13 protein-coding genes are annotated in these 13192 nt (G+C 50.9%); 1 reads left to right on the top strand and 12 read right to left on the bottom strand.

Translation table 11 applies throughout. From position 1 onward, the window contains the following. Position 1: 1 nt before the first annotated feature. From deoB to D6029_RS10770, 12 genes are all read right to left on the bottom strand, one after another. Positions 2-1225 (bottom strand): phosphopentomutase, encoded by a 1224-nt coding sequence (deoB, locus tag D6029_RS10825; protein ID WP_120064764.1) that lies wholly within the window; start codon positions 1223-1225, stop codon positions 2-4. Positions 1226-1298: 73 nt separating this feature from the next. Beyond that, positions 1299-2618: a thymidine phosphorylase gene (gene deoA / locus D6029_RS10820; protein ID WP_120064763.1), complete on the bottom strand. Its 1320-nt coding sequence runs from the start codon at positions 2616-2618 to the stop codon at positions 1299-1301. 182 nt (positions 2619-2800) lie between these two features. Continuing rightward, entirely contained in the window at positions 2801-3580 is a 780-nt protein-coding gene (gene deoC, locus D6029_RS10815) for a deoxyribose-phosphate aldolase (protein WP_120064934.1), read from the bottom strand. A 236-nt stretch (positions 3581-3816) separates the two neighbouring features. Further along, entirely contained in the window at positions 3817-5094 is a 1278-nt protein-coding gene (locus tag D6029_RS10810) for a NupC/NupG family nucleoside CNT transporter (protein WP_120064762.1), read from the bottom strand. Between the two features lie 167 nt (positions 5095-5261). Then, positions 5262-6041: a TatD family hydrolase gene (locus D6029_RS10805; RefSeq protein WP_120064761.1), complete on the bottom strand. Its 780-nt coding sequence runs from the start codon at positions 6039-6041 to the stop codon at positions 5262-5264. Further along, complete coding sequence (locus tag D6029_RS10800; protein ID WP_120064760.1) at positions 6038-7111, bottom strand: patatin-like phospholipase family protein; 1074 nt, start codon at positions 7109-7111, stop codon at positions 6038-6040. Before D6029_RS10800 ends, D6029_RS10805 begins: the two co-directional genes overlap by 4 nt. Before the next feature lie 123 nt (positions 7112-7234). Beyond that, positions 7235-7396 (bottom strand): DUF1328 domain-containing protein, encoded by a 162-nt coding sequence (locus tag D6029_RS10795; RefSeq protein WP_064513877.1) that lies wholly within the window; start codon positions 7394-7396, stop codon positions 7235-7237. A gap of 137 nt (positions 7397-7533) precedes the next feature. Continuing rightward, positions 7534-8151, bottom strand: coding sequence for a molecular chaperone OsmY (gene osmY / locus D6029_RS10790; protein WP_120064759.1), 618 nt, complete (start codon positions 8149-8151; stop codon positions 7534-7536). A gap of 342 nt (positions 8152-8493) precedes the next feature. Then, positions 8494-10083 (bottom strand): peptide chain release factor 3, encoded by a 1590-nt coding sequence (gene prfC, locus D6029_RS10785; protein ID WP_120064758.1) that lies wholly within the window; start codon positions 10081-10083, stop codon positions 8494-8496. A 106-nt stretch (positions 10084-10189) separates the two neighbouring features. Then, a complete protein-coding gene (gene yjjG / locus D6029_RS10780) occupies positions 10190-10867 on the bottom strand; it encodes a pyrimidine 5'-nucleotidase (RefSeq protein ID WP_120064757.1) in 678 nt (225 codons plus the stop codon). A gap of 18 nt (positions 10868-10885) precedes the next feature. Continuing rightward, entirely contained in the window at positions 10886-11329 is a 444-nt protein-coding gene (gene rimI / locus D6029_RS10775) for a ribosomal protein S18-alanine N-acetyltransferase (RefSeq protein ID WP_120064756.1), read from the bottom strand. Then, complete coding sequence (locus tag D6029_RS10770; RefSeq protein ID WP_418230258.1) at positions 11298-11720, bottom strand: DNA polymerase III subunit psi; 423 nt, start codon at positions 11718-11720, stop codon at positions 11298-11300. The genes rimI and D6029_RS10770 overlap by 32 nt, the downstream gene beginning before the upstream one ends. Positions 11721-11951: 231 nt before the next feature. On the opposite strand from D6029_RS10770, the gene rsmC reads away from it, so the two are divergent. After that, entirely contained in the window at positions 11952-12983 is a 1032-nt protein-coding gene (rsmC, locus tag D6029_RS10765) for a 16S rRNA (guanine(1207)-N(2))-methyltransferase RsmC (RefSeq protein WP_120064755.1), read from the top strand. Positions 12984-13192: the final 209 nt, after the last annotated feature.

Here is a 13192-nt window from a genome sequence, read left to right as displayed (position 1 = left end):
ATCACAGCATGTTTTTGCCGTAGTCCATATCAGAAACACCAAAGTGTTTCGCAACTGTCTGGCCGATATCCGCGAAGGTTTCACGGTGGCCCAGCGAGCCGGCTTTCACTTTCGGGCCGTAGACCAGCACCGGAATGTGTTCGCGAGTATGGTCAGTGCCTTGCCAGGTTGGGTCGCAACCGTGGTCAGCGGTGAGGATCAGAATGTCATCCCCGCTCAGCAATTCCATCAGTTCTGGCAGACGACGGTCAAACAGTTCCAGCGCGGCAGCGTAACCCGCTACATCACGACGGTGGCCGTATGATGAGTCGAAATCAACGAAGTTGGTGAACACGATGGTGTCGTCGCCCGCTTCTTTCATTTCTTTAATGGTGGCATCGAACAGCGCGTCCAGACCTGTCGCTTTCACTTTTTTGGTGATACCCACTTCTGCGTAGATATCCGCAATTTTACCGACGGAAACTACCTGGCCATTTTTCTCATCAACCAGTTTTTTCAACACGGTTGGCGCTGGCGGTTCAACGGCCAGGTCGTGGCGGTTGCCGGTACGCTGGAAGTTACCGGCTTTGTCGCCCACAAACGGACGCGCGATAACACGGCCAATGTTGTAGCCGCCTTCGGTCAGCTCTTCACGTGCGATTTCGCACAGTTCGTAGAGTTTATCCAGGCCGTAGGTTTCTTCGTGGCAAGCAATCTGGAACACGGAGTCAGCAGAGGTATAGAAAATCGGCTTACCGGTTTTCATGTGCTCTTCGCCCAGCTCATCCAGAATCACGGTACCGGAAGAGTGGCAGTTACCGAGATAACCCGGCAGATTCGCGCGCTCAACCAGTTTGTCCAACAGCTCCTGCGGGAAGCTATTTTGGGTATCAGAGAAGTAACCCCAGTCGAACAGCACAGGCACACCGGCGATTTCCCAGTGACCAGACGGAGTATCTTTACCTGATGACAGTTCATGCGCCCAGCCGTATGCGCCGATAACTTCTGCGTTACCGTCCATACCTGCCGGGATTTTACCGGTAGAACCTTCGGCGGCTTTCACCAGACCCAAACGGGTCAGGTTCGGCAAATGCAGTGGCCCTTTACGGCCTTTGTCTGCTTCGCCTTTTGCACAAGCCTCTGCAATATGGCCGAAGGTATCAGAGCCAACATCGCCAAATTTCTCTGCATCTTCTGTTGCGCCGATACCGAAAGAGTCCAGCACCATAATAAATGCACGTTTCATAATTTCTCCTGCGTCGTTGCGCCTGAAACGCCCGGAGGCATTTCAAAAAGTGATCAGATCAGTATGCCAGCATTTAACTAATACGGCGATACACGACAGGCGTTTCTGCGGCCTTCGTATCGTTAACTTTGATTGCCGCTTTCACCGCGCGAGCGGCTTCCTGCCATTGGGTTTCATTTGCTGCATGAATAATGGCTAACGGACGGGAGGTATCTACGCTGTCGCCCAGGCGAGCCATATCGGTAAAGCCCACGCTGTAATCGATGGTGTCAGAAGCCTGACGACGACCGCCGCCCATGGAAACCACCGCCATGCCTAACGCACGGGTGTCCATTTCACTAACAAAACCAGCACGATCGGCGTAAACCGCTTTACTCATCACCGCTGTTGGCAGGTACTTCGCGTAGTTTTCGACGAAGTCAGCCGGGCCTTTTTGTGCCGCGACCATGCGTCCGAAGACTTCTGCCGCTTTGCCGTTATCCAGCACCGCTTGCAGTTTCTGGCGGGCTTCGGCGTCATCTTTCGCCAGATTGCCGGAAAGTAACATTTCCACGCACAGTGCCATGGTGACTTCATGCAGACGCGGGTTAACGTATTCACCGGTCAGGAACTGCACCGCTTCACGCACTTCAACCGCGTTACCGGCGCTGGAAGCCAGCACCTGGTTCATGTCAGTCAGCAGCGCAGTGGTTTTCACGCCCGCGCCGTTCGCCACGCCAACAATCGCTTCGGCGAGTAATTCAGAAAGTTCATACGTTGGCATAAATGCGCCGCTGCCGACTTTCACGTCCATCACCAGCGCATCCAGGCCTTCGGCGAGTTTCTTCGCCAGAATTGACGCTGTGATCAGCGGAATGGAATCTACGGTCGCGGTAATGTCACGCGTGGCGTAGAAACGTTTGTCAGCAGGAGCCAACGAGTTTGTCTGGCCGATAATCGCCACGCCGACATTTTTGATGATGTCGCGGAAACGGTTATCGTCCGGGAAAATATCGAAACCAGGGATCGCTTCGAGTTTATCGAGCGTACCGCCGGTATGGCCTAAACCACGGCCAGAGATCATTGGGATGTAACCGCCACATGCCGCCACCATTGGGCCGAGCATTAAGGACGTCACATCACCCACACCGCCCGTTGAGTGTTTATCAACGATTGGGCCGTTCAGATTAAGGCTCTTCCAGTCCAGCACGGTTCCTGAATCTCGCATCGCCATGGTCAGTGATACGCGTTCTGGCATAGTCATGTCGTGGAAGAAAATGGTCATTGCCAGTGCGGCAATCTGCCCTTCGGAGATGGTGTTATCGCGAATACCATTAATGAAGAAACGAATTTCCTCATCGCTGAGAGCATGACCATCACGTTTTTTACGAATAATTTCTTGAGCGAGGAACAAGGTAACCCCCTGATTTCATCAGGTTAAATGCGGCGGGGAACCCGCCGCGAATAAATATTACTCAAAATAATTCGAGTGGCAGGCAGGCGGCAAGGGAATGAATCCCCAGGAGCTTACACGAGTAAGTGACTGGGGTGAGAGAGCGCAGCCAACGCACCTGCAGCTTGAAGTATGACGAGTAATTAGTAAGCGCTTGCGCTTTTGCCGTCACCATGACCGAGCGCTTTTAACAGGCTCGCGAGCAGGCTGGATGCGCCAAAACGGTAGTGACGGGAATCAGCCCAGTCAGCACCAAACAGTTCGTCTGCAATTGACAGGAACAGCGCGGCATCTTCAGCAGTACGCACGCCGCCCGCAGGTTTGAAACCAACGGTTTTCTCAACACCCATATCACGAATCACTTCCATCATGATGCGAGCGCTTTCTGGCGTAGCGTTAACCGGCACTTTACCGGTAGAAGTTTTGATGAAATCGGCACCGGCTTTGATAGAGATTTCAGACGCTTTACGAATCAACGCTTCTTCTTTCAGCTCGCCGGTTTCGATGATCACTTTCAGCAGAACGTTTGCCGCCGCACAGGCTTCTTTACAGGCTTTCACCAGCTCAAAACCCACTTGCTCGTTACCGGCGATCAGCGCACGGTACGGGAACACCACGTCAACTTCGTCGGCACCGTAAGCAATAGCTGCACGGGTTTCTGCCAGCGCGATGTCGATATCGTCATTGCCATGCGGGAAGTTAGTCACGGTCGCAATGCGCACATCTGGCGTGCCTTGCGCGTTAAGGGTTTTACGCGCAACAGGAATGAAGCGCGGATAAATACAAATCGCCGCAGTATTACCCACCGCTGTTTTGGCCTGATGGCAAAGTGCGATGACTTTTTCATTAGTGTCATCGTCGTTCAGGGTGGTCAGGTCCATCAGTTTCAGGGCGCGCAAGCTGCTTGCAGTTAAATCGGTCATAACACTCTCCAACAAAAGATAGTGAATCAGTTGCGATGTTATAATTATAACATTCACAATGATGATGGTTTTGTGTATAGCATCACAAAAGCCAAAGGTGAAATTACAGTCTTTGTACAGTATATGTGATTTAACAACGTTGGATAACGTAAAAATGCGCTTCAAAAATAAAAAATGGCCGGCGCAGGCGCCAGCCATTGATTTCACAGGGATGTTATAATTTTAACATCACCTTATTACATTGACAGGAAGACACCGGCAATAGTTGCACTCATCAGGTTCGATAACGTACCTGCGGCTACGGCCTTCAGGCCAAGCTGTGCAATGTCATGGCGACGGTTTGGCGCCATGCTTCCCAGGCCACCAATCAGGATGGCGATAGAAGAAAGGTTAGCAAAACCACACAGGGCGAAGGAGATAATTGCTTTGGTGTGATCTGACAGAACTTGCAGGCCAGCCGCCGCAACGGTGGCATCATCTTTCAGGTATTCGCCGAAGTTCAGATACGCAACAAATTCGTTGATGATCAGTTTCTGGCCGATGAAGGAACCCGCGACATTCGCTTCGCTCCATGGCACACCGATAACCCACGCAAGAGGCGAGAACACCCAGCCCAGAATCAGTTCCATAGACAGTTGCGGGTAGTTAAACCAACCGCCGATGCCAGACAGCATACCGTTCAGCAAGGCAATCAACGCCACAAACGCCAGCAGCATTGCGCCTACGTTCAGAGCCAGTTGCATACCAGACGCTGCACCAGATGCCGCTGCATCCAACACGTTTGCCGGGCGGTCTGGATCGTTTTTCATTGATTCCAGTTCAGGCGCATCGTTGGGAGTTTCAGTTTCCGGCAGGATGATTTTGGCGAACAGTAAGCCGCCAGGTGCTGCCATGAAGGAAGCGGCAATCAGGTATTCCAGTGGTACGCCCATTTGCGCGTAACCCGCCAGAACAGAACCCGCCACAGATGCCAGGCCACCGCACATTACCGCGAACAATTCTGAACGCGTCATGGTTGCGATATAAGGACGAACCACCAGCGGAGCTTCGGTCTGGCCAACGAAGATATTCGCTGTTGCCGACAGAGATTCGGTACGCGAAGTTTTCAGAATCTTACGCAGACCACCGCCGAGAATACGAATCACAAACTGCATGATGCCGAGGTAATACAGCACCGCAATCAGTGAGGAGAAGAAGACGATAATTGGCAGAACGCGCAGTGCGAAAACAAAACCACCGCCGCCAAAGACTTCGAACATTTTGTCCGAAACCAGGCCACCGAACAGGAAGGAAATACCCGCGTTACCGTAACCGATAACATTCGCGACCCCTTCAGACATCGCCAGCAGAACTTTACGGCCGACCGGGACATACAGAATTAACGCCCCGATACCAACTTGAATGATCCAGGCGCCAATAACCGTGCGCAGATTAATCGCTTTGCGATTACTGGAAAGCAAAACCGCGATCAGCAATAGAACGATCATGCCGATCAAACCCATGAGTAGTTGCATACAGAATCCCTGTGTATTGTTTGAAAAGAGACAACCAAGCTAAAAATCTACAACGGGCGGGATTATAACGTCACCCCGCCTGCCAAATGCTATGGCAATCACGTATTTCTACAAATCCAGAGAAACGTTTATCTTATATAGTGAGCTAAGTCACATTTTGTTACTGACTATTTCAGTTGGAATAATTCATGACAATTATGAATGAAAGCATTTGCCAGAATATCTGAAGGTTCCGAACGTAGAGTACAAAGCGTTTGAAAAATGTCTGCGATACGTTCCGGGCGATTGGGTTGCCCCTGCCAGCCATTAATTGGCATATCGGGAGCATCAGTTTCCAGCACCAAAGCGCTCAGTGGCAAACGCGCCATCACGTCACGCGTTTTGCTGGCACGCGGGTACGTTATCGTTCCACCCACACCAATTTTGTAACCCAGCGCCACAAACCGTTCGGCCTGTTGCAGGCTGCCTGCAAAGCCATGCACCACGCCCGTGCGCGGCAAATCATGGCGTTTGAGATGAGCGGCAAGTTTATCGTGGGTACGGCGTGAATGGAGGATCACCGGCAAGTCGTAACGTTTTGCCAGTTTTAGCTGCGCATCCAGCATAGCTTCTTGTTTATCAAACAGCGGATTTTCCATATACAGGTCGAGGCCAATTTCACCGATGGCGACCAGTTTTTTTGGGCGCTGCTGTAAGTGGTGTTCAAGCAAAGCCAGAGACAAATCATTATGCTGATGAATAACTATCGGGTGTAAACCCAGCGCGGCGTACAGCGCAGGGTAGTTTTCTGCCAGCGCAAGAACAGTGTTAAACCGGTCTGCTTCAATGGCGGGAACAATGATCTTTTCAACACCAGCATGGGCAGCAAGCGCCAGGCTGTTGGCTTCATCGTCGCTAAACGGCGGGAAATCGAAGTGACAATGGGTGTCGTAAAAAGTCATCGTCACGCCGTATCCTCATTATTAAACGTTGAATCGTTAGCTTCAGGTGTTTCAATCACCGCTTTAGACAACGGCTCTTGCGTGATAATCGCAGATGGAACCACCAGCGGGCCAGGCACCACAATGCGCGGGCGATGGCGTTTTATCGGCGGTTTATCCGTGAGCAGTTTGCCAACGGTGGCGAGGAAATAACGCCCGCATAAACGCCCCGTTTTATAGTCGGTGTTCAGCGCCGGTAAGCGACTCCCTAACGCTGAGCTCATCAGCGCTTTCGGCGGGTAAATTTCGAAGATGCGCAGCTTACCCGGCGGCTTTTCAATAAAGCTCTGAATCTCGCGGTAGCTGGCTTCATGATGATTCACCAGATTGAGCAGCGGTTGCAGGCTGCTGTCGCCAAGCCAGCGCTCCATGCGTTTAAACCATTCAGGCGTGTAATACATTTGCGACGGTACGGTGCGGATCACCACCAGCGTGTCGGCTCCCAAACGTACCGCTTCACGCACCGGAATCGCATCGCTGATGCCGCCATCCTGGTAGCCAATGCCTTCAATTTCGACGCCGGTGCGGTAAAAACCAGGGATAGCGCTTGAAGCTTTGAGGATATTTAGCCAGCTGGTGTTATTGGGCGAAAAGTAGCCCGGCGAGTAGTCATCACTGCGGCAGGCGCACATGTAAAACGCTTTGCCCGATTCAAACAGTTTTTCCGCCGTGCCCATTGAAAGGGGAATTTTTGCCGATGTCGATTCCACTAGCCAGTCAAGATCGATGAGATGCCCGCCGCGCACAAAGCGCAGAGGATCGAAAAATTCACGTGTAGTGGTAAATCGGGTAATGACTCTTCTGGCGTAACCCGGCTGGTTGCAGACATAAGCTGAAAGGTTTTGCGCACCGGCTGAGGTGCCTAAGAAGAGATCGAAGGGGTTGAAATTAGCGCGCATAAACTCGTCCAGCACGCCGGCTGTAAAGATCCCACGTTGCCCGCCGCCTTCACAAACAATGGCGAGTTTACCGGGACGAAACGCTTTTAACGCCAGCGGCGAAATGTTGCCGAGCGTTACGGGTATTCGCTGTCCCACCCTGCTCTTCCTTAATCTAAAGAATATTTGTTATTTATTATTGGTCGATCAAATACGCGAGAGCCAGTCTAAATTAGACTGGCTCTCTGGTCTGTCTCTAATGGTTATAGCACGTAAAAATCGCTATGGGCGCTTTCGACCCATAAACAGGCTAACCAGGAACAGAATAATACCTACCACGAAGACAATTTTTGCTGCACCTGCCGCAGTACCCGCGAGAGTACCAAAACCCAGTGCTGCTGCAATCAACGCAATGACCAGAAAAATAATGCCCCAACGAAACATAAGCTTCTCCTTAACCATAATGAACCCGAATCGCTTCTGGATGAGTGCCAGATGCGCACTCATTGGCGATATTTGAGTAACGGTGCTGCTGACCTACTCCCCCGGCGCCGCCGGAGGAGAAAGTTTCGATATTACTGTTACTTCACTTTCAGGTCGTTTTTGACGCTTTTCACGCCATCAACTGCTTTAGCGATACTTTCAGCTCGTGCAGACTGTGCATTCGATTCCACAGTACCGGACAGTTGCACAACACCTTCAGTGGTTTCCACTTTCACATTTCGTGAAGGAACGATGTCATCTGCTAAAAGTTTAGCTTTAATTTCGCTAGTGGTTGCAGTATCGCCTGCATAACCGCTTACGGATTTGTCAGTCCCGTTACGGACATGAAGTTTGTCGCTCACGGAAGAAACCCCTTCCACGCCTTTAGCGACAGTTACCGCCTGCTCAGCCTGAGCCTGGCTTTCGACAAATCCACTTAACGTCACCACTTTTTTGTCGGTTTTCACTGAGATATCGGTGCTTTTGATATTGTCGTGATCGACCAGCGCGGCTTTCACTTTCGCAGTGATAGAGCTGTCATCCATGAAATTACCGACGTCTTTTACAGAACTATCAATTTTTTGGCCTGCTGTGTCCGCTGTGGATTCTGTCTTGTTAAGCATAGTGTCTTCAGCAAAAGCGCTTCCGCTTGCCAGAACTGAGCCAAGAACAACAGCTAACAGAGTTTTAGAAATCTTAGTCGTAGTCATAGTCATCGATTAATTCCTATAGTTTTGCTCACAATTTGAGCACAAGCCTTTACGTAACGGCTTTCCTTAAACATCAGGCCAAGTGATACGGCCTAAAAATTTTCCGTTCAGTTTTTAATAACGCCAATTAAAATCATTGTGAAAGAAGTTGCCAGAAACCTTCGTTACCCCGGCATATTCGACCACCTAATTTGTCACTGGTTTGTTAAATATAGACAACAATCACGGAATTGCATGGCGGAATGGGATGAACATGAGGGAAAAGCAGGAAATTAAGAACAATCCGTAAGGGATTAATAAGATGGGAAAAGTAGCAGGACGCGACGGCTGCCGCGCCCTGAGAGACGATTAGTGCTCGCGAGTTTTACGGAAGGTCACTTCCGGGTAACGATCTTGCGTCAGGTTCAGGTTGACCATGGTTGGAGCGATATAAGCGAGGTTGTCGCCGCCATCGAGAGCCAACTGCATTTCGTTTTTCCGTTTGAATTCTTCAAACTTCTTCACGTCGGTGCTTTCAACCCAGCGCGCCGTGGATACGTTGACGGATTCGTAAATCGCTTCCACGTTGTATTCGCTTTTCAGACGCGCCACAACCACATCAAACTGCAGCACACCGACCGCGCCAACAATCAGATCGTTGTTAGCGATTGGACGGAACACCTGCACCGCGCCTTCTTCAGAAAGCTGCACCAGACCTTTGAGCAACTGCTTCTGTTTGAGCGGATCACGCAGACGAATACGGCGGAACAGTTCCGGTGCGAAGTTCGGAATACCGGTGAACTTCATCATCTCGCCTTGCGTGAAGGTATCACCAATCTGGATGGTGCCGTGGTTGTGCAAGCCGATGATGTCGCCCGGATACGCTTCTTCAACGTGAGAACGATCACCCGCCATAAAGGTCAACGCGTCAGAAATCACCACATCTTTACCGGTACGAACCTGGCGCAGCTTCATGCCTTTTTCGTATTTACCGGAAACCACACGCATAAATGCCACGCGGTCACGGTGTTTCGGGTCCATGTTGGCCTGAATCTTAAATACGAAGCCGGTAAACTTATCTTCTTCCGCTTTCACTTCGCGGGAATCCGTTTTACGCGGCATTGGTGCTGGCGCCCAATCAACCAGGCCATCGAGCATATGGTCAACACCAAAGTTGCCCAATGCTGTACCGAAGAATACCGGCGTCAGCTCGCCTTCAAGGAACAATTCACGGTCAAATTCGTGGGAAGCACCCTGAACCAGTTCCAGTTCGTCACGCAATTGCGCGGCCAGATCTTCACCGACAGCGGCATCTAAATCAGGGTTGTTTAACCCTTTAACAATGCGCACGTCCTGAATGGTGTGACCTTTACCGGTCTGGTAGAGATAGGTTTCGTCTTTATAAAGGTGATAAACGCCTTTGAACAATTTGCCGCAGCCGATTGGCCAGGTGATTGGCGAACAGGCGATTTTTAGCTCACGTTCAACTTCGTCCATCACTTCCATCGGATCGCGGATATCGCGGTCGAGTTTGTTCATAAAGGTGAGGATTGGCGTATCGCGCAGACGGGTAACTTCCATCAGCTTACGGGTACGATCTTCTACACCTTTCGCGGCGTCGATAACCATCAAACAGCAGTCGACGGCGGTCAGAGTACGATAGGTATCTTCGGAGAAGTCCTCGTGCCCTGGGGTATCGAGCAGGTTAACCAGGCAATCGTGATACGGGAATTGCATGACCGATGTGGTAATCGAAATACCACGCTGCTTTTCCATTTCCATCCAGTCAGATTTAGCATGCTGGCTGGAGCCACGGCCTTTTACCGTACCTGCGGTTTGGATGGCGTGTCCGAACAGCAACACTTTTTCAGTGATGGTCGTTTTACCGGCATCCGGGTGAGAAATGATCGCAAAAGTGCGGCGTTTCCCCACTTCTTGCAAAAAAGGAGACAAAGTCATAATGAAATCTTCTGTGAATTGCGCACAGAGGTTGCTGTGCGGCAAATGAACATTACCTGGCGGCTATTTTACCCATCAGGTCAGGTTTAACAATCGGTGTCGATAATCATGAATTACACAACAATCGCTCCAGTTCATTGAGTGAGGCCACTTCCCAGGTTGGCATAATGCCTTCCGGCAAGCTTCTTGCGTGAGCATTGAGCCAACAGGTGGCGATTCCTGCATTCATGCCGCCCAAAATATCGGACTCGGCGGTATCGCCAACCATCAATACGCGGTCACGCGGTGGATGGCCCATTTGCTCAAAGGTATAGTCAAAAATTTTACTATCAGGTTTCGCGACACCGACTTGCTCGGAAATCACCAGCAAATCGAAGTAGTCGCGCAGGCCGGTGCGCTCGAGGCGAATTTGCTGCAACGCCGTAAAGCCATTGGTGATAATGCCGATTTTGACTTTATCTTTTAGAGCATTAAGCAACGACACCGCGCCCGGCAATGGCACACAAATCTCCGCCATGGCGTTAAGAAACGCGGCATTTAAATCGCCCGCAGGCACTGCCAGTCTTTCTGACCAACCCTGAAAACGCTGATGCTGTAAGTGAAGAGCGCTTATGGCACCGTTCTGATAATCGACCCACAAAGGTTTGTTAACAGCCTGGTAATCCTGGAAATCTTCAGCGGTAAACGTCACGCTATAATCAAGAAACATCCGCTGCAAGCCGCCGAACGCGTCAAAAGTAAACAACGTTTCGTCAGCATCAAATAAAATCCAGTCCCAGTTCATCAACACACCTTTTTCAAATTAGCCTAACGGTAATGCCATGATGATGGCATCTTCGCGACCCTCTTTTGTGGGGTAATAGTTGCGGCGAATCGTCGCCTCGTTAAAGCCCAGGCTTTCATAAAGTGCAATCGCAGCCGTATTTGACGCGCGCACTTCAAGCCACAGGGTAAACACATCACGCTTTTCCAGTTCGCTGATTAAATGCTCCAGCAACTGACGGCCCAAACCCTGACGTTGAAAATCAGGATCGACCGCAATATTAAATAATGTCGCTTCATCCAACACGACTTGTGTCACCGCAAACGCCGCCATTTTGCCGTCTACGTCGAGACGAAAATTCAAATAGCGTTCACCTTCGTTACTGGCGAAGGTTTTTTCACTCCATGGGAAAGCATGGCTGCGAAGTTCAATGGCGTAAGCCGAGCTCAAGTCACTGGTGGTGAGGGAAGAAATCGTTTTCATGTTCGCAAATTTGCTGCCACAGCGCTTGTCGTGCCGCGCCATTTTCATAAAGCTCGTTTAATTCGGGAGTCGCCAACTGTGCACCGGGAATGGGGAGTTGTTCACTCACACCCAATCGCCAGCTATTACAGCGGCTGTCAGTTGGCAGCATCGCGGCTCGTTCAGGCGTCAGTTGCATCACTTGCTGTGCGCTCAGATTCAGACTGCGCAAAACATCGTTAACCAACGGATCGCTTAAGTCTGGAAGGTCTTCGGCAACCATCAATAATTTGACGTTTTCATGCAGTGAGACAGCAATTTCGCCCTTTAACGCGGCCGGGCGTCGCAGCTCCCATTGGGTAATGCCCAGTTGTTGTAACAACCAGTCACGTCGCAAAGGTATTTGAGGCATAGCGAAACCTGTTGAGAGTGCCAATTGGGGCGCAAATATAGCAAATTCATCGAATATGCGCCATTAAAGCTCGATTACACGAATTAATCGGAGTGGCAGCAAGGCAACAAACGAAGTCATCCCGATGAGCTTACTTGAGTAAGTGATTCGGGTGAATGAGTGCAGTGAACGCCGCTGCAACTTCGAGTAAGAAGTGTATAATCCCGGTTCTGATTTCCCAGGAGTAATTTGATGACTGCGTTAACCCCGGCAAGTGAAGTGCTGCTGCGCCATAGCGATGATTTTACCGAGAGCCGCGTGCTGTTTGCCGGTGATTTACAAGACGACCTGCCAGCCCGTTTCGAAACGGCTGTCAGTCGCGTTCACACACAACAATATCACCACTGGCAGGTTTTGAGCGCACAGATGGGCGAAGACGCGCAATATGGCCTGGTGGCTGATGCCAGCACCTTGGGCGATTGCGATACCCTGATTTACTACTGGCCGAAGAACAAGCCAGAAGCTCAGTTCCAGTTGATGAACATTCTGTCGTTGATGCCGATTGGCTCCGATATTTTTGTGGTCGGTGAAAACCGTAGCGGTGTACGTAGCGCTGAGCAAATGCTCGCCGAATTCTGCCCGCTCAATAAAATCGACAGCGCGCGTCGTTGCGGCTTCTATCATGGTCAACTGGAAAAACAACCGCAGTTTGATGAGCATTCCTGGTGGGATGAGTATCAGCACAACGATATGACCATCAAAACTCTGCCGGGCGTGTTTAGCCGTGATGGCCTGGACACCGGCAGTAAATTGCTGCTTTCCACGCTCACTCCGCATACCAAAGGCAAAGTGCTGGATGTCGGTTGTGGCGCAGGTGTGCTGGCAGTGACGCTGGCGAAACATTCTCCGAAAGTCCGTCTGACTCTGTGTGATGTTTCGGCCCCTGCCGTTGCAGCAAGCCGCGCAACGCTTGCCGCCAATGAAATCGAAGGCGAAGTCATCGCCAGCAACGTCTATTCCGAAGTGAATGGCCGTTTCGACATGATTATCTCCAACCCGCCGTTCCATGATGGCCTGCAAACCAGCCTGGATGCCGCGCATCAGCTGATTCGTGGTGCGGTTCGTCATCTGAATATGGGTGGTGAATTGCGTATCGTGGCAAACGCCTTCCTGGCGTATCCGGACGTGTTGGATGAAACCTTCGGCAACCACGAAGTTATCGCGCAAACAGGCCGTTTCAAAGTTTACCGCTCTGTTGTAATGCGTGGAGTGAAGAAGCGCTAACCTCGCTGCTTTCTTCGCATAGTGCCGCTTTTTACAGCGATTAGAAAAGCGGCACCAAATTAACTGTTGACGACGCGCAGAAAACATCTAGAATGCGCCTCCGTGGTTACAATACTTCGGTGTTGTGGGTATGCGAAGGTGGCGGAATTGGTAGACGCGCTAGCTTCAGGTGTTAGTGTTCTTACGGACGTGAGGGTTCAAGTCCCTCT

The organism is Buttiauxella izardii, from assembly GCF_003601925.1.
Lineage (GTDB): Bacteria > Pseudomonadota > Gammaproteobacteria > Enterobacterales > Enterobacteriaceae > Buttiauxella > Buttiauxella izardii.
This window is presented reverse-complemented; position numbering and strand designations above follow the sequence as displayed.